Source organism: Streptomyces sp. NPDC032721 (genome assembly GCF_055579625.1).
The window spans coordinates 472,474-494,761 of the sequence record NZ_JBVIMX010000001.1; the positions used below are offsets into that span (position 1 = coordinate 472,474).

A 22,288-nucleotide genomic window follows, 5' to 3' on the forward strand; every position below is an offset into this window, starting at 1 on the left:
TTTGAGAGGACGTTCCGGTTTTCAACCGGAACGTCCTCTGATGTCACCCCAGCGTGGCGCGATTCAGCGCCCGACGGACGGCGACGGTTATTGCCGCGTCTTCCGGACGAGCCGCGGCCGTCAGCGCCTGGTAGACGCCGGCGAGCTCGGTGATGCCGTGTTCGTCACCCAGGTCAAGGCGCAACTGACTGATGTTGAAGCGGACCTCGAGCAGAAGCCGGTCGTCAGGTGGCCGGGATCGAAGCTCGTCCGCGAGGGCCGAAAGCACTTTGAGAGCCTCCTCGTGGAAACCGAGGCTCCTTTGACACTTTGCGACACCGACATGGCACTGCACTGCGTCCTCGAAATGCTCTGGACCGAGATCTGCCAGGTCTTGAGCGAGGCGGGCGTATTCCGGCATGGCCTGTGCGATGAGCCCTTCGTCGAAGAGCGCTTGCGCGGCTGTCATTCGCACGGCAGTAGGAAGCATCTCGAGTGCAGGAGTACCTGGAGCGGAAAGTGGAGAGGGTGACCTAGACGTGGCCCGCGGGTACGTAGGGAGGGGCTCGTTCGCTGACTCAAGTTGGCTCCGGAATTCGCCAGCGGTGGCTGGGCGGTCGCTCGCCCGCTTCGCCAGTCCGGCCATGACTATGGCCTCCAGGGTGGGGGAGACACCTGGCCGCAACAGACTGACCGGCGCTGGCGCCTGGAATCGGTGCCTGTGCATGACCCGGGCAGCATCCGTGTCGGCGAAGGGCGGTATGCCGGTGAGTAGTTCGTAGATTACGCAGGCAAGGGAGTAGAGGTCACTGCGCGGATGGACGTCCCGCCCCTCGCACTGCTCGGGCGACATGTATGCGACGGTGCCAAGGACCCTGTTGCCCTGTGTCAGTCGTGTCCGATTCGCCCTGAACACCTTGGCCACGCCGAAATCCAGCACTACCACCCGATGACGGTCGGTCAGCATGATGTTGGCGGGTTTGAGGTCCCGGTGGATGACGGGGATCGCATGCGTATGTTCGAGGATGCCGCAGATTTGAATAGCGACGGAGGTGATCTCGTCCTCGGACAAGCGGCTTCTGTCCGTGATGACTTGGGTGAGGTCTCGCCCAAGAACGTACTCCATTACCAGGTAGGCGTCGCTCGCAACAGAATCCACGCGTGCGTCGATGAATGCCGGGATGCCCGGGTGCTCCCAACGCGCCAGCAGGTCGGCCTCAAGCATGAAGCGCTGAATCAGTTCCTCGGGGTGACGAGGATCGTGAAGATCCCGATGGATACCTTTGACGGCCACTGCTTGCCGTGATCGGCGGTCGTACGCCAGCCAGACGTGGCCCATGGCGCCACGGCCGAGTTGTCGGCGCAGCTCGTAGCGCTCGTCGAGAACGTGCCCATCACTCCACACCAGGACCGTCGCCTGCCGCTTCCAGGTCCGCCAGCAGCTCGCCGGCCAGATCGGCCAGGGTGCCTTCGCCAGGCACGTGCCACCGCGTCGTACCCTGCACCGCCGCGGGCTGTTCGGCCCAGTTGGCCCGATCCCAGATCTGCAACACCAGACCGGACGGTGAGTAGCGTTGGCCGTCCAGCGCCCAGATCAGAGGCTTGCGGGTGTCGTTGACCCAGGTGGCCAGGTAGCGTTCAGGGTCCCCACCGAGCCACTCGCTCACGGCGTCACGTTCCGTGGCGGTGTTCGGACGGTAGATCACCTGGGCGCCGTCGTCGATGAGCCGGTGTTGGACGAGGAAGGGCACGGTGTTGGGGCGTCGCCCACGGTTCGGACGCGGGGGGACGACGAGTGGTCTTCCAGCTCCGTGTCGAAGCGTCTGCAAGATATCTGTGACGAGATGTTGGCAGGCCTGCGCGTCGCGCAAGATCCGGGGGAGGAAGGCGTGCTGTCCGTAGCGGGCGTTCAAGTGCGCGGTCAGAGCGATAACGACCTCAATCGTGCGCTTGACAGCGTCTTGGCCCCGCGCTTCCCAGTCATCGCCCGGCTCATCGATTCCGTCGCCGCCGATGAGCTGGAAGACCGCGTGAGCGACCAGCAGCGCGGCTCGGTCGGCGACGACGCGCTGGCGTCCCTCCAGACGATCTGCCAGGACGGCAAGCTCGTCACGGACTTGCCGCATGAGGCTGACGGACCGCCAGATCTGCAACGCTCCCGGTCGGCTGTCGAACAGCCGGGAGTAGAAGCCGCGCGAGCCGCTGCGCCACAGCACATCCCCGTCCGCCTGGTAGCGGGCTAGCAGTGCGGCATCGGGGTAGGCGCAGGTGAGGGCGAGCGCCGCCTCGGCCATCGTGCACCCTGCGGCCGGTGACGGCTCCGGGGCGCCGCGCTTGAGTACGTACGACTTACCCAGAGACAGGGCGAGGTCCTGGCGGATGAGTGCTTGCTGGGGGTCAAGCGAGGCAAAGTCTCGCGCTTCCACGTGGTTCTGCGTATTCGTGGCTCGTCTGATCCGTTGCGCCAGGTCGTTCGGGGCCCCGTCCAGGCAGATGAGTCGGACCGCGACGAGCGCTGCGGCGACCGCCCGCGGTTCCTGCTCGTGGACCTGATGGACAGCGGCCAACGTCTGCGCCCCGTTCACGACTTGGGCGTTGCTCAACTTCAGCAGAACCGGCTGGCCTTGAGCGCGTCGGGCGATATACGTGGTGTGGATCGAGTCGCACAGCACCGTGATGCCATTGTTGAGGTACCAGAACTCATCAGGGGCGTTCAGCAGGCTGCTGACCAAGCCCGTGTTGACATCGGTCGCCCCCAGCGACAGGCGCACGTTACTGTCGAAGAGCCGTGGGCCGTACTGCTCGTACCACCCGGCCAGTTCATCGGCGCTCACGGTGCCAAGATACGTCCGGAAGGGCGTCGAGTTGAGGTGCCAGCCGTCCGACAAGGTGGCGGTGACTGTCACGGGCTCGGGTGGGAAATCTGCTCGTACGGCGGCGTGGAAGTCGCGTACGCCCAGGATCCGGTAGTCCAGCATCTCGGCGACCTGGTTGAATTCACTCAAACGTTCGATCAGCAGATCATCTGCCTCAAGCGACAGACCTTCGTCGCCCAGGGTCGCAAAAACCAGGTGCACCTGAACGATTGTCTCGCTGAGCAACGCGTCGATCCTGGAGGCCAGTTGTTGGAACCTCGCGTTGAATCGGTCGTAGCGGAGGTCAAAGATTTGCTCGACGCCGTTGAGCAGTTGCTGGACGTCGACGCTGTCCAGCCGGGCGGTACCCTGCTCACTCCACTTTGCTTGGATCAGCCACATCTCCCCAGTGGCGGGTGAGGTGAATACGGCATCGACACCATGGTCGTTCACTCCGTCGACAACTGACGACGCCGCTTCCACTGCCGTACAGTCTGTGACCGTCTGCACTGCCTTTGCGGCCAGTGCCCGCGACAGAAAGATCCTCTCGTGCTGTGTTGTGGATCCTGTCGAGACGTCGTCCATGTCGAGCAGGCCAACGTACTCTCGCACTAGAACGTCACGGATCTGCCGGACCACCAGGGGAGCACCGCGAACGGCCTCAGTCCCGTCTTCCATGACGTGCTCCTTCTGGAACGCTTCGGCTCCGCTCGGCGCGCTCCATTGCTCCGCGCGGCCAGCACACTAACTGACGTACTCCACGATCAATGGGCTTGCGACCAGACAGCCTCCGTCGGTTGCCGTTGCAGGCAGCAGCGCACTCACACGGGCATAACCGATCATGCGTGCTGAGGTGCTGACCTCGGCGCTCTCGGCATCAAGGGCTGCAAGTAGCTCGCGGATGCCAGCCTGGGACAAATTTGACGCCGGTGCGGGCTCAGCGTTGTCGTCCTGTACACCGAGCCCGACCGGGCTCTGGGCCAGCGCGGCGAGGACGTACCCGGCCTGCGTGACGAAGGTCGTACCGGCGCTATGGCCTCCGCCCTCTAGGCCCGTTAGCGCAGGTCCGTCGATCTGGACAGGGGGACGGCCGCTCAGGTGACGAGCCGACCCGTGGAGCAACACACGGCGAGTGGCGCTAGCTTCGGAAGGGGCGGGAGCAGGGTCGACGAACAGTACGAGGTCCTGGTACCTGCCGCGGAGCGTGATCCAGCTCAGCGGAGCCTCGAACTGCACCCAGCTACCGGGGGTGAGTTCGGGCTCCAGATGCGACAGTGCGATCCGCTCCAGATCCTTCTCCACTCGGCTGAGGTGGCGCAACCGGTCCCGGTCGAGGTCCGCCGCGGGGCTCTCCACGTTGACCCCTGCCATTGATACGCCCGCGTGCAGTTTGATGGCAGGAAGGGCTCGCCTGGGCTCCGGCAGGAACCCGCTCAGCTTGCCCTCGGACAAATAGACGACCTCACGCACTCGCGCTCCCCCGGTTGTTCCGCTTCTTGGTTTGTCAGTCACGTAAACGCGCTCATCTTGCCATGCCGTACCGACAGCGGCCTCGATCATGCGTGACCGGGGAGGTCATACGGGTCAGGCCTGTGGATGCGCTGCGTTGGCTCTCTGACCGGTTGCGCCCGGAACTGCGAATCAGCGGGCCAGCCCGCTCGATGCCGTAACCCGGCGCTGGCACTCGCCCACGAGCCGATCTGGCGGATGGAGGAGGCCGACCTCGTGTCGCTGTTGAAGAGGAAGCTCTCCAGGCCGCGGCGCGAGCAGACCCGAGCAGCACGATGCGTTCAGTGCGCACGCCAACTCGCTGAACCATCCCCTACTTTGAGCACCTCCAGCCGCAGCCCCAGCTGAGCAGCAGCCTCCGAGTCCCCCCGGTCGGCCCGACGGATGAAGGACCCCAGCGTGTGCAGGTCCCGGAGTCCGGTCAGCACCGGCAGCCCCGGCCAGCCCGCCATGTCGTACCCGTACGCATCCGAGAATTCCCGCAGCTGCTCCGGCGTCCGGCCGAAGCGCACTCCTTGAAACGTGTTGGCAAGGTCAACCTCTCGCGGCCCGAACGCCGCCTCGTCCCAGTCCCCGAGGCGGGCACCCGCCCCGTCCCACAGGACGTTGCCCGGGTACGCATCTCCATGGATCAGGCCCTCGCCGAGTGGGAAGTCCAGTTGGTCGTACGCCTTCAGCAGCTCGTCCGAGCGATCAAGGAGCCAGCCGGCGTCATCCAGGCTCAGCGTCCGGCTAGCGCGGACGGTCTCTCGGAGGGAGACATGCGGCCGGTACCGCGGGAGCTCAACCGGAGGCAGCTGCACCTCGTGCAGCTGCCTCAGCAGAGCACCCAGATGTTCCACGCCGGGCGGCGTCCCCTCCGGTTGCGGGTAGTGGTGCCACAAGCTGATCACGTGCCCACCGGCAACGACCGGTTGCTGCACCTCAAGCGGCTCCGTGACCGGCACCCCTTGGGTGGCCAGCCAGCGCGTGAGGGCCACGGCTCGCGCTATGTTCTCCTCGCCTCCCGCGCGGCTGACGCGAACCACGGTGCGGGCTTCCGGCAGGAGGTAGACCGCAGTGGCATGGTCCCGCAGGGACGTCAACGTGCCTGTATCCATGCCGAGTTCGCGGCAGACCAGCTCGGCGGCGGCTTCGGGGCTCAGAGGTATCTCGTTCATCGCAATGACGGTAGCGCTGTCGCCCCGTCCATGACCCGGTAGCACTGGATCAAGTCCGCGAGTTCGCTTGCGTCTCGGTTGCCCCGCAGTGCGGGGCGGCCCATCAGAGAGCTGAGGCGTGTCATGGCCGTGCCCAGCTGCTGGATGCGCATCTCCGGAGGGAGATCCAGGATGTGCCGTACGGCCGCAGTCGCACCATCTGTGTCGCCCTGGATGATTCCCACCGTGATCAGATCGATCTGGGCCAAGGCCTCGTCGCCGTACGACCGTTCCTCCCGCGGCCCGGAGCGGTACGCCTCGATCGCTGCCGTGGCATGCTCCCGCGCCTCGTCGTACTGACCGATGAGCGTGTACGCACCGCCGAGGTAGTAGTCCTGTTTGGCCCTGGGGAAGGTGAGCAGACCGCCGAAGTGTCCGAGGCCGTCATTCTGCGGCGCCTCTTCCTGGGCCTGGCGGATGCGGCCGAGGGCGGCGAGAGCCCTTGTGTGGTCGCCGATTCTGGCTGCGGTGCGTGCTTCGATCGCGGCGATCCGAATCCTCGACTCACCCGCTGGTGCCAGGCCCGCGGCGTACTCGATGAGCTTCAGCGACATCCGGTTCTGCGGCGACCATTCGGTGATCAAGGCCACGGTACCCGCGATCCACGCGCGCAGACCCGTGTGGTCTGCTTGTTCGGCGCAGCTGCGGGCGGTGCGGATCTGCGTCATCGCGGACTGCTGGTCGCCGAGGTTCTGCGAAGCATGCGCGAGAAGAAGGCAGACCGTCCCCGCCAACATGAACAACTCGCGGCTTTGTTGCGGACGTTGCCTCCCTCGAAGGAGACGGAAAAGTTCGTCTCGCACCGCGATGAGCTGGTGGAACAGCGGTAGGAGCGGGGCGTGAACGTAGTCGGTCGCGATCCTGGAGACAGCGAAACCCAACTGCTCCAGGGTGTCGTCGTCGACGTTGCTCGGGGCGATGAGCTCAGCGAACAGTCCGGACGCTTCCGCCGCCCCCGCAGCCAGATCGTGCAAGCCCGCTGAGGTCGCCGTACCAGCGACCCCGTCCGGCGCCCGTGAGCTGTCAGTCGACGCGGAGACCGGGCGAAGGCCTTCCGGCACCTTCAGGGCGTCGAGAAAGGCCTGCGTCTTGTCGAGGCGTGAGAGCCTGCGGCTCCCGGATTCCAACTGGGACAGGTAACCCTGGCTCAAGCCGGTGAGTCGGGCAAGGTCATCTTGGCGGAGTCCGGCCAGTTTCCGTACGAGACGGCTGACCAGACCGAAATCCATCGCCTGCAGGGCCACTTGGATTTCGGAGTCCGACCAGACCTGAGCAGGGATGGTGACGGCTTGAACAACTGACTGCGGCGCCTCCTTCTCGCAGGCCCCACACAGTAGTCCGCCCGGGTTGTAACGGCTCAGCGGGCATCCGCACTGGGTGCATCGGCGCTCGTTTCCCACGGCCCCTCCCAGGCTCGGCCAAGGTGACGCTTCCAGCGCCTCATGCTGGCATTGCTTCTGCCATATTGCAGCCCAACTCCCTTTATTCACACCGGGATATGCGCTCTCGCGCCATGTTCCTCACTCTGGTTCCCCGGTTGATGAGAACGGAGCGGGGAGATCTCCATGACAGCAACGCCGAAGAGCAGCGCCACCCCCAGACCGGGCATCAACGCGCACTCGGGCGAGCAGCGAAGCACCGGAGCCTTCAGGGCCATCGAGGAGTGGGCACTTCCGGAAGAACTCGCTTCATGCGGCAAGGCCCGTCGGCTCGTCGTCGCCACCTTGCTCGACTGGCAGGTGCCAGGTGACGACGCGGTACTCGTCGTCTCGGAGGTCGTCGGGAACGCGCTCGCACACGGCAAAGGCCCGGTGGGTCTGCGCGTGGCCTACGACGGTTCCTTGGTACGGATCGAGGTCCGCGACACGAGCTCGGTGCTCCCGTGTCGGCGGCCCGTTCAGGAGAACGAGGTCGCCGGCCGCGGTCTGTTGATCGTCGGGGAGCTCGCCGCGAACTGGGGAGTGGTCATCGGCCCCGGAAGGTGCAAGACGGTCTGGGCGGAGCTGTCGGTCTGAGGCCCTCTCCGGGCAGCGCATCTGCCGCAGCCGCTCCCTCTCATCACCGACTGGATCAATCGGAAGGAGCCTCAAGTTGTCTGCCATCACGCAGCAGCAGATTCAGTACTACCGGCTACGGGCCGCCGAGTACGACGACGCATACGTCGAGCGGATGGACCTGACGCGCCTCGTCACCGTCCTCGACACGCTGTCCATCCAAGGTGACGTTCTGGAACTGGCCTGTGGCACGGGGCAGTGGACGCAGTTCCTCGCGCCCCGGTCGCGCAGCCTCACCGCTGTGGACGCCGCACCTGAGATGTTGTCGGCTGCCCGCGAGCGTGCTAGTGGCACCGGTACGAAATTCGTCGAGGCCGACATCTTCAACTGGGCACCGGACCGCCAGTACGACACGGTCTTCTTCGCCTTCTGGCTCAGCCACGTACCGCCGGCGCTGCTCCCACAGTTCTGGCGGTCGCTGCGGCTCGCCCTCAAACCAGGAGGCCACGTCGTCCTTCTCGACGACTCCAGGAGGAAGAGGGAGATCGAGGAAGTCGAGCCCGGGGCCGACGTGCCGATGGTGCGCCGCTGGCTGGCTGACGGAAGTTCTCACTCCGTCGTCAAGGTGCTGCACTCCCCCGCTGAACTCACCGCGCAGCTCGGATCCTTCGGTTGGACCGCGCAGATCCAGCCGGTCGACCCGTACCACTACTCGGGGGTCGCACAGCCCGTGGCCGGGTCATGACGGGCCAGGAACGCATCGCTGTCGACGGCTACCCGGCCAGGCCGAGCGTGCGCGCCGGGGACGTCATACGGCTGCACATCGCCACCCCGGCCCACCTCTTCCGCGTCGACTTCTACCGGTACGGCGCCGCCACCCAGCTCGCGGGCAGCGTCATATGGGCCGGCCAGCCCGCTCCCTCCGGCCGATTCGACGAGGACTGGCAGTGGCCCGCGTACGACTTCGCAGTGCCGAGGGACTGGGAATCCGGCGTGTACATCGCGGTGCTCGGCGTGACGCCGCCCTCCGACCCACCCGTGCTCGACGCACGCCAGAACCGTCTGCTGTTTGTGGTCACCCCGCGCGTGCCGTCCGGCAGGAGCACTCTCTACAAGATCCCTGTCCTCACCTATCACGCGTACAACTCCGCAGGTGGAGGGAACCTCTACAGCGCCCCGCAGGTCAGCCTGCGTCGTCCCGGCGGTGGGGTCGGAGGCCCGGTCAAGGGCCTCCCGGATGCGTACGACCCCGCCTCTCCGAGGCAGACGTTCGCCCACTGGGACGCACCGTTCATCGCCTGGTTGGAAGCGAACGGATTCGAGAGCGACTTCTGCACCGACCTCGACATCGCGCGCGGCCGACACCTCGGTGACGGATACCGTCTCCTGCTGTCCGCGGGGCACGACGAGTACTGGAGCAGCGACACCCGTCGTCACGTCACGGCCTTCCGCGACGGAGGCGGCAACATAGCGAACTTCGGCGCAAATACCTGCTGGTGGCGCGTGCACCTCACGCATGATGACGCGACCCAGGTGGAGTGCTCGAAGTTCCCTCCGCACGCACCTGCCGGAACAGATCCAGACAGTTCGATCGGCTGCCCCGACCACTGGTGGGAGTCCGAACCCGAGAACGCCTTGCTCGGCGTGAGCTACCGCAACGGTGGTGGCCATTGGGACGGGTCACGTACGCCCCTGGGCTATACGGTCACCGACTCCGACCACTGGGCCTTCGCTGGTACGGGCTTGCGTACTGGAGAAACGTTTGGCCAAGATCAAGCCCTGATCGGTTACGAGTGCGACGGCGCCACGTACGCCATTGACCGCTACGGCCGCCCGCGCCCGACCGGCGAGGACGGTACGCCTCCCAACTTCGAGATCCTCGGCATCGCCCCTCTGCCTTCCGACTGGAACGTCGCCGCCCGCGAGCCGGCCGTTTCCAGCCCACGCGCCGCCACTCTCGGCCTCTACGAGTCCACGGGCACCGTCTTCACCGCCGCGACCACGGACTGGGCACGTCTCCTCGCCTCCGATCCGCACGTCGCGGCCATCACGCGCAACGTCGTCTCCCGGCTCTCCCAACCCTCCTGACCACCTCAACCTGTCCGAAGGGATAGCTATGTCCTTCCAGATACGCCCGCTCAGCGTCGCCATAGGCGTCAATGGCATCGGCATGGGCCATTCAGTCCGTCAGGGGGTGATCGCCCAGTATCTCCGCGAACGCGGCCACCAAGTGCAGATCATCACCAACGGCCCGGCCCGCGTCGCCTACTTCCGGGAGCTCGGCTTCCTCACCCGGGACGCCTGGATGCCCACCCTCCTCGCCCGGCAGGACCGCATCCACCTCGGTGACGCACTGCGTGCGAACATCGCCCAGCTCCCGAAGGGCGCCGTTCAACACCTCCGCCTGCGGCGCGCATTCGAGCAGAGCGGCGTTCCGGACGTCTTCGTCAGCGACTACGAGCCGAACGCGGCACGCCTCGCGTACCACTTCGGCAAGCCGCTCGTCTCCATCGACCAGCAGAGCAAGTACCGGCACCTCGACCTGCCGCCCGTCGGCACGTACGCCCGTACCGCAGACGAGCAACGGCTTCGCTACTTCGCACCCCGCACCAACCGCTCCTTCATCTGCTCCTTCGTCCCCTTGCAGGCCAAGGACACGCACCTGGAATTCCTCCCCCCAGTCCTGCCCGAGCGCATCCGCACCGCCACCACGACTACCACGCCGCTCGCCACGGCTTACTTCTCCCGCTACTTCTCGCACGGCCCCGAGAGCTCCGTGCGCGTCCTCGCAGACGTCTATCGCCAGCACGTTCCGGATCGGACCCTGCGGATCTATGCCCAGGCCTCCGACTTCGGCTCGCTACGCCAGTACGCCGACGCCAACGTCGAGATCCGCCCATTCGACCGTGAAGCCTTCCTCACGGACCTCGCCCGCTCCGAAGCCGTCTTCTCCAACGCCGGCTTCAACCTCATCAGCGAGGCCTTCGCCCTCGGGAAGCCGGTCCACCTGGTCCCGCTGCCGACGTACGACCAGCACTGGTGCGCCACGGCGGTCACTCAAGCGGAACTCGGCTCTTGCGCTCCGCAGGTGGAACGCGGCGCGGTGCTCGACTTCCTCAGCCGTCAGCAGGAGTTCCGTGCGAACGTCGTACGGCACCGCGATCAGCATCTGCTGGCCGACCCGCGCGAGCGCATCGCCACGTACCTGGAGAGCCTCCAACAGGCGCCCTCCCGCATTCTCGCCCGGTCCGCCAGGTAGCTGTCCATGGACATACCTCAGCTCACCGGCCAGGCGGGCGTCCTCGTGATCACCGGCGTAACGCTGCTCTGCTACCGGACCGCGATTTCCCCGACGGTATGGGCGCTCTCCGCGCGGCCCACCTTCTTCCGACGGGCACTCGCTACAGTCCTGATTCTCCTGCTCCTGGCGCTCCCCGCCCCTCATGTGGATGCGCCCTTCCGCTGGTTCATCGCCATCGTCACGACGCTCCTCACCTGGCAAGGTGCAACCACCGACTACGACCTGACGGAGCCGGTCCCTGCCCAGCGGCGCGCCAAGCTCATGCTCCTGTTGACCGCCGGGGCGTCCCTCTTCTGGCCTCCTTCCCTACTCCTCTGGCTGGCCATCTACTGCGGAAAGCTGCGCGGCTGGAAGCACCACGCGATGATGCCCGTCCGCATACTCAAGGCGTACCTCGCCTGGTTCGTGACAGCCGCGCTTCTGAACATCCCCTCCACCGGCCCGGCTCTCCTGCTGGTCCTCGGTTGCGTCTCGCTGTCGCACTACGTCAAACCCGCCTGGAGCAAGGCCAGGCTCGGCCCTCGTCCCTGGTCGTGGGTCTGGCACAACCAGACGCACTACCTCGCGGCCTCCGCGTACTGCTGGGGCTGGGCGCGCTTACTTCGCCCCGCACTCGTCACCCGCGCCCTGAAGTACACGCGGCTCATCAACCGCCCGCTCAACTTGCTCACCATGGCCACGGAGGCGGCCGGCCTGTTCGCCTTCTTCGATCAACGGCTGTTCATCGGCGTCCTGATGGCAACGGCACTGTTCAACGTCGCCGTCGTCCTCGCCTCCGGGATCTTCTTCTGGGAAAACATCTGCACCCACACGGCCCTGGCGATCACAGTCCTCATGCTCCCCAAGGCTCACTACGCCGAGGTGTTCAGCTGGCCGGTAGCGCTGGTCGCACTCGCCATCATCGTCCTGAGCGTCGCCGACCTCCTCTGGCAGCCGGCACACCTGGCCTGGTGGGACACCCCCTTCACGGCCCGCATCCACTGGCAGGTCGAGACCGTATCCGGCGCCCGCCAGGGTCTCTACAACAACTTCCTGTGCCCGTACGAGCGCGAATTCGGCCGCGTCCTGGGCTACTTCCTCACCGACGAACCCGTACTCCACGGTCATCTCGGCATCGTCTGGGACCGCGAGCTCCGTGACCGCATCGTAGAAGCGGACGGGGACCGCGCCGCGCTGCACGCCCTGAAGCAGTCCTTCGGCACGAGCCACCGGGACGAGGCCGAGTCCCTGGCCCACGAAGCGTTCCTCAGCCTTACGTTCACGCGGCTGAACGACGGGAGCCCCAAGGGCCCGTTGCCCCGCCGCTTGCGCCGTTTCAAGGCCCCGGGCGGCCAGCTCTACTGCTGGGGCGGCCTTCCTCCGTACCGCGGCGACGAACCGGTCCGCCAGATCACCATCCGCTACCAGGAGCGCTACTACCGCCCCACCACCGGCGACTTTCTCCTCCTCACGGACTTACTCGTCCGCACCATCGAACTCCCCCACCCCACCACCCAGGAGAACTCCCCATGCGCAAAGTCTTCATCGACTGCGGCACCAACCTCGGAATCGTCCTGAACCGCTTCATCCACGAGCTCCCGGACCACGACTTCTACGCCTTCGAGCCCAACCCGGAACTCCTGTCCTCCATCCACGCCCAGGTGGCACAGGCGGCCCCCGCACCCCGGGTCGAAATCTCGCAGAGCGCGGTATGGACGCAGGACGGAACGATCGACCTCTTCCTCGGCCACCACGAGAGCTCCACCGTCATGCCCGGCAAGCGCGTCCCGCCCATGTACGACCAGCAGATCGACTACGACGCCCCGGTCGCCGTGTCGGCCATCGACTTCAGCGCCTGGCTGCACCGCACCGTCGCCCCGGACGATCAGGTTGTCGTGAAGATGGACATCGAGGGCGCCGAGTATCCCGTGCTCCGCAAGCTGCTCAGCGACGGAACGATCGGCCTGCTCTCCGTCCTGTACATCGAGTGGCACTACGACCGCTTCCCCGCGATGAGCCGCGCCGACCACGACCAGGTCCTCGCCGCCGTATCCGCCCATGTCGACGTCCGCGAATGGGACTGACGTACCGAGAGGCAGGCACCCGTCATGCGCACTCACCACATCTTCCTCATCAAACACGGCGAGACCGAAGAGAATCGTTTCGGCATCCATCAAGGCCAAGCCCTCGGCGGCACCCTCAGCCCACAGGGCATAGCCGACATTCGCCAAGTCGCCGCTACGCTCGCCGACTTGAACATCAACATCGATCGGATGCTCGTCAGCCCCATGTCACGCTGTCAGCAGTCCGCCGCCCTCCTGGCCGACCGGCTCGCCCCACCCGAAGTACGCCAGGATCCTCGCCTGTCCGCCAAGAACAGCGGCCACCTCGGGGGAAAGCCGCGCCACGCAGCCGCCGCCGAAGCCGCCACCGCCGGCGTCCCGATCCACCAGCTCCGCACACCGGGCGGCGAGTCCTCAGAGGACGTACAAGCCCGCTACCTGCACCTCTGGAACGAAGTCAGCAGCGCCCCACCCCAGACCACGATCCTCGTCGGTCACGGAGGCGGCATCGCCTGCCTCCTCCTCCACCTCACCGGCCGAAGCTTCGCCGACTACCTCGAACTCGTCCCCGGCTCCGCCGCCACAACCTGGCTCGAAGTCACCCACGGAACCCCGTGCTTCCGGTGCGTCAACGCCCCGCCCTCAAAGCTCTCCGGGCAGCACAACGCCCGCACCACCCCATGATCACCGGGGCAGTACGGGCGAGTGGTGCTGCGCAGACGTCAGCCCGCGTCGTCACCGCCGAAGCGCTCCCGGTACGACTCCAGGTCCTCCGGGGTGATCTTGGCGAAGAGCACCGGCGGCACCATGAACGGCGTCCCGGCGGGCACCGCGTCCAGTGCCTTGGCCTGCTCCTCCGTCACCCACACCGCGTTGTCGTCAGCGAGCGCGAATGCCCCACGCATCGCCTTGGCAGAAGCCGGGATGAAGGGCTCCGAGACCACCGCGTACAGGTGAATCAGGTTCATCGCGGTCCGCAGGGTGAGCGCCGCGCCCTCCTCGTCCGTCTTGATCTCCAGCCACGGGGCCTTCTCCTCCAGGTAGGAGTTGCCCGCGCTCCACAGCGCGCGCAGCGAAGCCGCCGCCTTGCGGTACTGGAGCGCATCCATGTGGCCCTCGTACTCGGCGAGCAGCCCGGCGATCTCCGCGCCCAGCTTCTGTTCGGCCTCGCCGGCCGCCTTGCCCGCCGGAACCTCGTCGCCGAAGCGCTTGCGCGAGAAGGACAGCACCCGGTTCACGAAGTTGCCGAGGGTGTCCGCCAGGTCCTTGTTCACCGAAGAGGAGAACAGCTCCCACGTGAACGAGGTGTCGTCGGACTCCGGGACATTGGCCATCAGGAAGTAGCGCCAGTAGTCGGCGGGCAGCAGTTCCAGGGCCGCGTCCGTGAAGATGCCGCGCTGCTGCGAGGTGGAGAACTTCCCACCGTAGTAGTTCAGCCAGTTGAAGGCCTTGACGAAGTCGACCATCTTCCACGGCTCACGCACGCCGAGCTGGGTGGCCGGGAACATCACCGTGTGGAACGGGACGTTGTCCTTGGCCATGAACTCCGTGTGCCGGACGTCGTCGGCCTCGTACCACCAGGACTTCCAGTCGCGCGCCGCCGGGTCGAGGTCCGCCCACTCCTTCGTCGCGCCGATGTACTCGATCGGAGCGTCGAACCAGACGTAGAAGACCTTGCCCTCGGCCGCCAGCTCCGGCCACGTGTCGGCCGGGACCGGGACGCCCCACTCCAGGTCCCGGGTGATCGCCCGGTCGTGCAACCCCTCGGTCAGCCACTTCCGTGCGATCGACGAAGCCAGCTGCGGCCACTCACCACCCACCGCGTCGATCCAGGCCTCGACCTCACCGGCGAGCTTCGACTGAAGCAGGAACAGGTGCTTGGTCTCGCGGACCTCCAGCTCGCTGCTCCCGCTGATCGCGGAGCGGGCGTCGATCAGGTCCGTCGGGTCGAGGACGCGGGTGCAGTTCTCGCACTGGTCGCCGCGGGCCTTGTCGTAACCGCAGTGCGGGCAGGTGCCGACGATGTAGCGGTCCGGCAGGAAACGGTCGTCGGCGATCGAGAAGACCTGGCGGATGGCCCGCTCCTCGATGAACCCGTTCTCCTTGAGCTTGCGCGCGAAGTGCTGGGTGATCTCGACGTTCTGCTGCGAGGAGCTGCGCCCGAAGTAGTCGAAGGAGAGCCCGAAGCCGTCGTAGATCGCCTTCTGCGCGTCGTGCTGCTTGGCGCAGAATTCGGCGACCGGCAGTCCGGCGTCCTTCGCAGCGAGCTCGGCGGGCGTGCCGTGCTCGTCGGTGGCGCAGATATAGAGGACGTCGTGACCGCGCTGGCGGAGGTACCGGGAGTACACATCCGCCGGAAGCATCGACCCGACCATGTTGCCCAGGTGCTTGATCCCGTTGATGTACGGCAGCGCGCTGGTGATCAGGTGACGAGCCATCCTCGGATGCTCCATTTCGTACGTACGCCGCCCATGGCCAAGCCACAGCGGACCCAATTGCGGAGACCCGCACCAGGGCGACCACACCGGTCGCACCGCAACGTCACACAGCGTGACGCATCAGCTTGCGGGCCGTGCCCATCGTAACGAACCGGGCCCGTCCGCTCCCCCATGGTTTCCAGGGGCTGGAACGGGCCGGAAGACCGGCAGGAAAAGACGCTCGGCCGCACAGGACAGGCGGCCAAGCGAGTCCCGTACGGCCAAGCGCTGCCCATTCTAGGCCCCGCCCAGCACTGCCCTCCCCACCCACAGTCCGCACCCCACCACAAGGAGGTACGTCACCATGCGCAAGCTCCGAGTCGTCGTAGTAGGCCAGGGTTACGTCGGCTTACCCCTCGCGGTCCGCGCCGCCGAAGTCGGCCACCACGTCGTCGGCCTCGACACTGACGTCGCCCGCGTCAAGCACCTGATGGCGGCCGAGTCATACGTCGAAGACATCCCGAACCTCCGCCTCGCCCCGCTTCTCGCCAACGGCGCGTACCGCCCCACCATCGATCCGACGGATTGCGCGAACTTCGACGTCGCCATCGTCACCGTCCCCACACCCCTCCGCGACGGAGCCCCCGACCTCTCCCACGTCGAGGACACAGCCCGCGTACTCGGCGCGCACCTCACCCCTGGCGCAACGGTTGTCCTCGAATCGACGACGTACCCCGGCACCACCGAGGAGCTCTTCGCCCCCCTCCTCGTCGAATCCTCCGGCCTTACCCCCGGCAAGGACTTCCACCTCGGCTACAGCCCCGAACGCATCGACCCCGGCAACCGCACCTGGACGCTCGAAAACACCCCCAAGGTGATCGCCGGCGTCACCCCCGCCTGCACAGCAGCCATCCACCGCTTCTACACCACGCTCGTCCACACCGTCATCCCCGTGACCACCTGCAAGGAAGCCGAGCTGACGAAGCTCCTGGAGAACACCTTCCGCCACGTCAACATCGCCCTCATCAACGAACTCGCCATGTTCGCGCACGACTTGGACATCGACATCTGGTCCGCGATCGACGCCGCCTCCACCAAGCCCTTCGGCTACATGCCCTTCACCCCGGGCCCGGGAGTCGGCGGCCACTGCCTCCCCGTCGACCCCTCGTACCTCTCCTGGCGCGTACAGCGCGCCCTCGGCCACAGCTTCCGCTTCGTCGAACTCGCCAACGACGTCAACAACCACATGCCCGACTACGTCGTCCGCCGCCTCACCGAAGCCCTCAACCACCGCAACAAGCCGGTCAAGGACGCCCGCATCCTCCTCCTCGGCCTCGCCTACAAACCCAACACCGGTGACGCTCGCGAAACCCCCGCCGCCCGCATCGCCCACCTCCTCACCACCATGGGCGCCCACGTCACCGCAGCCGACCCCCACGTCCTGGACGAAGCCCACCCCCAGGCAAGCCCCGTCCTCACGGTCCCCCGCACCACCCTCACGCCATCTGCCCTCGCGGCCACCGACGCCGTCGTCCTCCTCGCCGACCACGACGCCTTCGACTACAAGGCGATCACCGAGCACGCCCCGTACGTCCTCGACTGCCGCAACCGCCTCACCAGCCCCCGCATCGAAACCCTCTAACTCCTCACCCCAAGGAGCCCCACCCATGATCGTCACCATCACCGGCGGCGCCGGCTTCATCGGCAGCAACCTCGCCCGCGCCCTGACCCAGAACCCGAAGTTCACCGAGGTCCGCGTCCTCGACAACTTCTCCACCGGCCACCGCGAAAACCTCGCCGACCTCACCACCATCACCCTCATCGAGGGCGACATCCTCAACCCGGCCGACCTCGACAAGGCCTTCCAGGGCGCTGACGCGATAGTCCACCTCGCTGCCCTCCCCTCCGTCCCCCGCTCGGTGAAGGACCCCCTGGCCACCCACCACGCGAACGCCACCGGCACCCTCTACGTCCTCGAAGCCGCCCGCCGAGCAGGCAACCTCCACGTGATCGCCGCTTCCTCGTCCTCGGTCTACGGAGCCGCCCCTACCCTCCCCAAACACGAGGCCCTCCCCACCGCCCCCATGAGCCCGTACGCCGTCTCCAAGCTCGCCACCGAGGCCTACCTCACCGCCTACCACCACAGCTACGGCCTCCCCGTCCTCCCCTTCCGCTTCTTCAACGTCTACGGCCCCGGCCAGCGCGCCGACCACCCATACGCGGCCGTCATCCCGAAGTGGCTCACGGCAGCCCTGTCCGGGCAGCCGCTGCCCCTCCACGGAGACGGCACCCAGACCCGCGACTTCACCTACGTCGGCACGGTGTGCGACACCATCACCGATGCCCTGCTCCGCGGCGTGGTCAGCCCGACCCCGGTCAACCTCGCCTTCGGCACCCAGACGTCGCTGTCGGCACTCATCAAGATGATCGAGGAGACAACGGGTAGCCATGCGGTCGTCCAGCCCTCTGCGCCGCGCGCAGGGGATGTGTCCGCTTCCCAAGCGGACACATCCCGGCTCCTAGCCCTCTTCCCGGATGCCCGTCCCACCCTTCTGTGCGAGGGACTCCCGGCAACCAGTCGGTGGATCGCCTGACACCGACTACACCGCCGTTCACCTGATGCCGTCGACCTCTATCCACCCGTCAATACGATGTTGACGCATAAGCGATCGCTTGGTGGACTGTCCTCTTCATCGGGGACACAAGGGCGGGGTACCCAGAACGTGGCAGGACTGGACAGCGCAAAGCTGAAGACGCTTCTCGGCGACGTGGCGTCAGGAGCGCTCCGACTCCCCGACTTTCAGCGGGAATGGAAGTGGGACGACGACCGGATCCGGTCCATCATCGCGACCGTGACGCTCGACTACCCGCTGGGCGTAACGATGACCCTGCAGACGGGCGGGAGTACGCGGTTCCGCTCCAAGACACTCAAGGGCGCAGGGGATACAGCCCATTTGGACCCCAAACTTCTGCTCCTCGACGGCCAGCAGCGGCTGACCTCTCTCTTCCAGGCGTTGTACGTCACCGACGCCCCAGTGCACACGACCAACACCCGGGGGGCCTCTGTCCGGCGCTGGTACTACATCGACATCGAGAAGGCGACGGGATCGCCGTCCGACCGCGACGACTCGATCGTTTCCGTGCCCGAGGACCGGGTGCTGCGCGCCGACTTCGCCCGCCGGGTCGTACATGACCTGACCGACACCGAAGGTGAGTGCCGGGCCGGACTGTTCCCGCTGCGCATCGTCTTCGACACGCAGGCGGTGAACAGTTGGCGCCGGGAGTACGAGAAGACGGACGAGGCGCGCAACTTCCGCCTGTGGTCCCTTTTCGAGGAGCAAGTGCTCGAGCATGTGCGCGCGTTTCAGGTACCCATGATCAATCTGTCGTCCGAGACGTCCCTGGACGCGGTCTGTGCGGTCTTCGAGCGGGTCAACGCCGGCGGCATCGCACTCAACGTCTTCGAACTGCTCACGGCGACCTACGCGGGCAACCTGGCGTACACCGAGAAAACCGGCGACTACTACGACCTGCGTGCTTCCTGGCGCGCGCTCAAAGAGGAACTCGCGGACCAACACCCGGTCCTGGGGAACCCCAGTGTCGATGTGGACGACGGCCTCAGCAGTAGCGACTTCCTGCAAGCGGTAGCCCTGGTGCGGACCTGGCGCCGCAAGCAACAGGATCACGGGGTCGGCGTCTCCTGTAAGCGCCGCGACCTTCTTGAGCTTCCGTTGGAGGACTTCGAGGAGCTGGCGCCAGTCGTCCGGGACGCCTTCGGCTGGGTCGGCGACTTCCTCCGCTCGCAGTGCATCGTGCACGCGGCGGATCTGCCGTACCGCACCCAGCTGGTACCGCTCGCTGCGGTACGAGCCATCCTCGGTGAGGAGGCGGACGGCGACGCCGCCCAAGAGAAGATCGCGCAGTGGTACTGGTGCGGCGTCCTCGGCGAGATGTACAGCGGCTCGACCGAGACCCGGTTCACCCGCGACGTCGAGCAGCTGATCACCTGGATCCGGGGCGCCGAAGGCACACCCGACACGGTCACCGACGCCTACTTCTTCCCGGACAGGCTGCGCTCACTCAAGACCCGCAACAGCGCCGCATACAAGGGGATATACGCCCTTCTCATCAAGCAGGGTGCGGTGGACTGGCACTTCACAGAGGCCCCGCTGGTGCCGGGTCGGCTGGAGGAGTACGGGGTAGACATCCACCAGGTCTTCCCCAAGAGCTGGCTGCGCAAGACCAACGACGAGGAGCGTCCCGCCACCTCCATCGTCAACAAGACACCTCTGTCGCTGCGTGCCGCCAAAGCGCTCAGCGGCGCGCCCGCCGCGTATCTGGAGTACTTGGCGGCAGCCGCCGATATGCGCCCGGAATGGTTCGACGACGTGCTGGTCACGCATCTCATCGACCCGAAGGCGCTGCGGGCGAACGACTACGTGACGTTTTTCGATTCCCGTGCGGCGGCACTCGAAGACCTCGTCTACCACGCCATGGGGCAGCGGACCACAGTGCTGCGCGGCATACCGGACCCGGAGGCCGTCCGATGATCCGGAAACCGACCGCGCAGGAACTCGTCGCGCTCAAGGGGACAGAGGTTGGGCTCGATGAGCTCCTCCAGCTGTTTGCGGTCAGTGTTCGACGGGGCCCGACCGTCCAGGAGATCAGCAAGGTTCTCACCACTGCCGGTCTGACGACTCTGCCGGACTTCTCGACCTGCGCCGCACAAAGCCGTGTGCGTCTCGTACCGCTCGTCGCCGTCCCCGTTGCCGTGGAGGACGAGGAGGATGGGACGCCGGTGGACCCGCTGCCGGCCGGAACTCTGCCGCAGCGGCTACTGATCGGAGACCTGCCGTCGGCGTCCGGCGGTGTGACCTGTGTGCCGCTGGGAGCTCAGCTCTCCGAGGCGACCTACCTCATGCGGCACAAGGAGTTCGCTCAGATCCCGGTCACCAGCGAGCGGACCAATCTGCACGGTGTCGTCACCTGGCGTTCGCTGGCGCTCCTGTACGAGAACGGCAAGGAGCCTACGCTGGAGAACGCCATGCAGCAGGAGTCCCTGCCGGTGTTCGACAGCCGTCAGGAGCTCTTCAGCTGCCTGCCGCAGCTGGTCGAGCAGGGGTATCTGCTGGTCCGTGGCCCGGAAGGGGATCTCTCGGGGATAGTTACGTACCGCGAGATCATTCGGCGCTTCCAGCACGCCGCGCGCCCCTTCTTCATCCTCGGTGAGATCGAGTCACTGCTGCGACGCTGGCTCGGCACAATGTTGAGCGCCGATGCGATTCGAGCCGTTCAGAACCGCGTGAAGGTTCAGGACCGGACGGGCAAGGTCACGGATCTGTCGTTCGGGGACTACGTCCATCTTCTCGACGGAGATCAGAAGAAAGAAACGATGGCTGAGCAGGCCGACCTCAACTGGAAGACGCTCGGACACCCGACGCTCGACCGGGGACAGTTCATCCATCACCTCAAGCATGTCAACACCATCCGGAACCGGATCGCGCACTTCGACGAGGAGCCTCTGCCCCCACAGGATCTGCGCGAGCTGATGTCCTTCACCCGGCTACTCCGCGACTACGTCCGCTAACCTCCCGCCGCAGCAGCCCTCCCCCGATCGGCGCCCGCGCACGGTCAAGGGCAGGAAGTCCCTAACGCCCCAACAGTCACAGGGATAAGCTGGCCCCTTTGGTGCAGGCGTTTACGGAACATGCGGGCGCGAGAGGGTGACGCAGAACACATGGCAGAGGTGCCCGCGCAAATCGGCCGCTATACGGTCGAGCGCGAGCTGGGCTCGGGGGGCATGGGAGAGGTCTATCTGGCCTACTCGCCCGGCGGGGACCCGGTCGCGGTGAAGGTGATCCGACGGGACAAGCTGGACCAGGCCACCCGGGCCCGCTTCGAGAAGGAAGCGCTGATCGCCCGTACGGTCGTCGGCACCAACCGCGTGGCGCGGTTCCTCGACGCCGATCCGTACGCCGAGCAGCCCTGGATGGCTGTCGAGTACGTCCCCGGCCGAACGGTTCAGGAACACGTCCAGGGCTGGGGAACGCTTCCCACTCCGCTGGTTGCCAGCCTTGGAGCTCTGCTCGCCGAGGGCTTGGGGGCGGTCCACCGAGTGCGTCTGCTTCACCGGGACCTCAAGCCGCAGAACGTCATGCTCGGCGAGTACGGCCCGATATTGATCGACTTCGGGCTCGGGGCCTTCGTAGACGCGAACCAGGCGAATCTCACGCAGGACGGCATGATCATCGGGACGGTGCGGTGCATGGCCCCGGAGCAAGCGCTGGGACGCACCAAGCCGAAGGAGCCCGCCGACGTATACGGGCTCGGCACCGTACTGCTGTACGCGGCGACCGGACGCTACCCGTACGAGGGCGCGGACTGGCTGGGGATCGCGACCCAGGTGGCCGACCAGGAACAGCCTCCGGACCTGACGGGGCTACCGGCCCCCCTTCTGCCGCTGATCAAGTCGATGCTCGCGTACGCCCCCGCTGACCGGCCCACTCTGGACGAGGTCACCGAGCAGTGCGTGTCGCTCATGCAGGGGGTGCCGCTGACGCCGGTGGAAGCCCGGCACGCCCTGATACATGCCACGACCTCGGCCGAGGACTTGGCTCGCTCATCGAGGAAGGCCGCCCCTTCCCCCGCTGTGTGGGATCTCATCGACCGGTTCGCGACCTCGGCCGGCGAGGCAGCGGAGGCGGACGAGGACGGCCAGGTCAGCCCTCTCGACCGGCCCTCGCCGGGCCACGATCCCACCGCGGAAACACCGGACGAGGCCGCAGCGGACAGCGGGGAGCCGGCCGCCCCGACAGACACTGGGACGCCGCCGACACCCGCCGAGGAAGCGAAAGCCGCACCGCCCAAGCGGGGCCGAAAACTCGCTTCGCAGGCGGTGTCCGAGGACCTGCGGAAGCGGTACGCAATGCAGCCCGCGCTGTAGAAGGCGTCCGCGCCGGTATCTCCACCACGCAGGCCACTGTCGGTGGGCT

18 protein-coding genes are annotated in these 22,288 nt (G+C 66.5%); 12 read left to right on the forward strand and 6 right to left on the reverse strand.

All coding sequences use genetic code 11. From position 1 onward, the window contains the following. Window positions 1-43: 43 nt before the first annotated feature. From ACZ5PB_RS02035 to ACZ5PB_RS02055, 5 genes are all read right to left on the reverse strand, one after another. Window positions 44-1,384: a serine/threonine-protein kinase gene (locus tag ACZ5PB_RS02035; RefSeq protein ID WP_468686919.1), complete on the reverse strand. Its 1,341-nt coding sequence runs from the start codon at window positions 1,382-1,384 to the stop codon at window positions 44-46. Further along, complete coding sequence (locus tag ACZ5PB_RS02040; protein ID WP_468686921.1) at window positions 1,374-3,512, reverse strand: AIPR family protein; 2,139 nt, start codon at window positions 3,510-3,512, stop codon at window positions 1,374-1,376. The genes ACZ5PB_RS02035 and ACZ5PB_RS02040 overlap by 11 nt, the downstream gene beginning before the upstream one ends. Before the next feature lie 66 nt (window positions 3,513-3,578). Further along, window positions 3,579-4,304 (reverse strand): SAVMC3_10250 family protein, encoded by a 726-nt coding sequence (locus ACZ5PB_RS02045; RefSeq protein WP_468686923.1) that lies wholly within the window; start codon window positions 4,302-4,304, stop codon window positions 3,579-3,581. A 320-nt stretch (window positions 4,305-4,624) separates the two neighbouring features. Continuing rightward, window positions 4,625-5,503: an aminoglycoside phosphotransferase family protein gene (locus ACZ5PB_RS02050; protein ID WP_468686925.1), complete on the reverse strand. Its 879-nt coding sequence runs from the start codon at window positions 5,501-5,503 to the stop codon at window positions 4,625-4,627. Next, entirely contained in the window at window positions 5,500-6,786 is a 1,287-nt protein-coding gene (locus tag ACZ5PB_RS02055; protein ID WP_468686926.1) for a helix-turn-helix domain-containing protein, read from the reverse strand. Before ACZ5PB_RS02055 ends, ACZ5PB_RS02050 begins: the two co-directional genes overlap by 4 nt. Before the next feature lie 321 nt (window positions 6,787-7,107). Here ACZ5PB_RS02055 and ACZ5PB_RS02060 point away from each other — a divergent pair, with 321 nt between their 5' ends. From ACZ5PB_RS02060 to ACZ5PB_RS02090, 7 genes are all read left to right on the forward strand, one after another. Further along, the gene (locus ACZ5PB_RS02060) at window positions 7,108-7,557 is read left to right on the forward strand and encodes an ATP-binding protein (protein ID WP_468686927.1); all 450 of its coding nucleotides are present in this window, start codon (window positions 7,108-7,110) and stop codon (window positions 7,555-7,557) included. Window positions 7,558-7,633: 76 nt separating this feature from the next. Continuing rightward, window positions 7,634-8,281, forward strand: coding sequence for a methyltransferase domain-containing protein (locus ACZ5PB_RS02065; RefSeq protein ID WP_468686928.1), 648 nt, complete (start codon window positions 7,634-7,636; stop codon window positions 8,279-8,281). After that, window positions 8,278-9,624: a N,N-dimethylformamidase beta subunit family domain-containing protein gene (locus tag ACZ5PB_RS02070; protein WP_468686930.1), complete on the forward strand. Its 1,347-nt coding sequence runs from the start codon at window positions 8,278-8,280 to the stop codon at window positions 9,622-9,624. Before ACZ5PB_RS02065 ends, ACZ5PB_RS02070 begins: the two co-directional genes overlap by 4 nt. Window positions 9,625-9,652: 28 nt before the next feature. After that, window positions 9,653-10,795, forward strand: coding sequence for a glycosyltransferase family protein (locus tag ACZ5PB_RS02075; RefSeq protein WP_468686932.1), 1,143 nt, complete (start codon window positions 9,653-9,655; stop codon window positions 10,793-10,795). A gap of 6 nt (window positions 10,796-10,801) precedes the next feature. Further along, the gene (locus tag ACZ5PB_RS02080; protein ID WP_468686934.1) at window positions 10,802-12,394 is read left to right on the forward strand and encodes a hypothetical protein; all 1,593 of its coding nucleotides are present in this window, start codon (window positions 10,802-10,804) and stop codon (window positions 12,392-12,394) included. Then, window positions 12,346-12,900, forward strand: coding sequence for an FkbM family methyltransferase (locus ACZ5PB_RS02085; protein ID WP_468686936.1), 555 nt, complete (start codon window positions 12,346-12,348; stop codon window positions 12,898-12,900). Before ACZ5PB_RS02080 ends, ACZ5PB_RS02085 begins: the two co-directional genes overlap by 49 nt. Window positions 12,901-12,924: 24 nt before the next feature. Beyond that, window positions 12,925-13,563, forward strand: a complete 639-nt coding sequence (locus ACZ5PB_RS02090; RefSeq protein ID WP_468686937.1) for a histidine phosphatase family protein — start codon at window positions 12,925-12,927, stop codon at window positions 13,561-13,563. 38 nt (window positions 13,564-13,601) lie between these two features. Here the strand turns inward: ACZ5PB_RS02090 and metG are convergent, their stop codons facing one another. After that, the gene (metG, locus tag ACZ5PB_RS02095) at window positions 13,602-15,317 is read right to left on the reverse strand and encodes a methionine--tRNA ligase (RefSeq protein ID WP_468686938.1); all 1,716 of its coding nucleotides are present in this window, start codon (window positions 15,315-15,317) and stop codon (window positions 13,602-13,604) included. Window positions 15,318-15,660: 343 nt separating this feature from the next. On the opposite strand from metG, the gene ACZ5PB_RS02100 reads away from it, so the two are divergent. From ACZ5PB_RS02100 to ACZ5PB_RS02120, 5 genes are all read left to right on the forward strand, one after another. Beyond that, the gene (locus ACZ5PB_RS02100) at window positions 15,661-16,938 is read left to right on the forward strand and encodes a nucleotide sugar dehydrogenase (RefSeq protein WP_468686940.1); all 1,278 of its coding nucleotides are present in this window, start codon (window positions 15,661-15,663) and stop codon (window positions 16,936-16,938) included. A 25-nt stretch (window positions 16,939-16,963) separates the two neighbouring features. Further along, the gene (locus ACZ5PB_RS02105) at window positions 16,964-17,890 is read left to right on the forward strand and encodes an NAD-dependent epimerase/dehydratase family protein (protein ID WP_468686941.1); all 927 of its coding nucleotides are present in this window, start codon (window positions 16,964-16,966) and stop codon (window positions 17,888-17,890) included. A 129-nt stretch (window positions 17,891-18,019) separates the two neighbouring features. Next, the gene (locus ACZ5PB_RS02110) at window positions 18,020-19,846 is read left to right on the forward strand and encodes a GmrSD restriction endonuclease domain-containing protein (protein ID WP_468686942.1); all 1,827 of its coding nucleotides are present in this window, start codon (window positions 18,020-18,022) and stop codon (window positions 19,844-19,846) included. Then, window positions 19,843-20,883: a CBS domain-containing protein gene (locus ACZ5PB_RS02115; protein WP_468686944.1), complete on the forward strand. Its 1,041-nt coding sequence runs from the start codon at window positions 19,843-19,845 to the stop codon at window positions 20,881-20,883. The genes ACZ5PB_RS02110 and ACZ5PB_RS02115 overlap by 4 nt, the downstream gene beginning before the upstream one ends. A 150-nt stretch (window positions 20,884-21,033) precedes the next feature. Beyond that, window positions 21,034-22,239 (forward strand): serine/threonine-protein kinase, encoded by a 1,206-nt coding sequence (locus ACZ5PB_RS02120; RefSeq protein ID WP_468686946.1) that lies wholly within the window; start codon window positions 21,034-21,036, stop codon window positions 22,237-22,239. The last annotated feature ends 49 nt before the right edge of the window (window positions 22,240-22,288 follow it).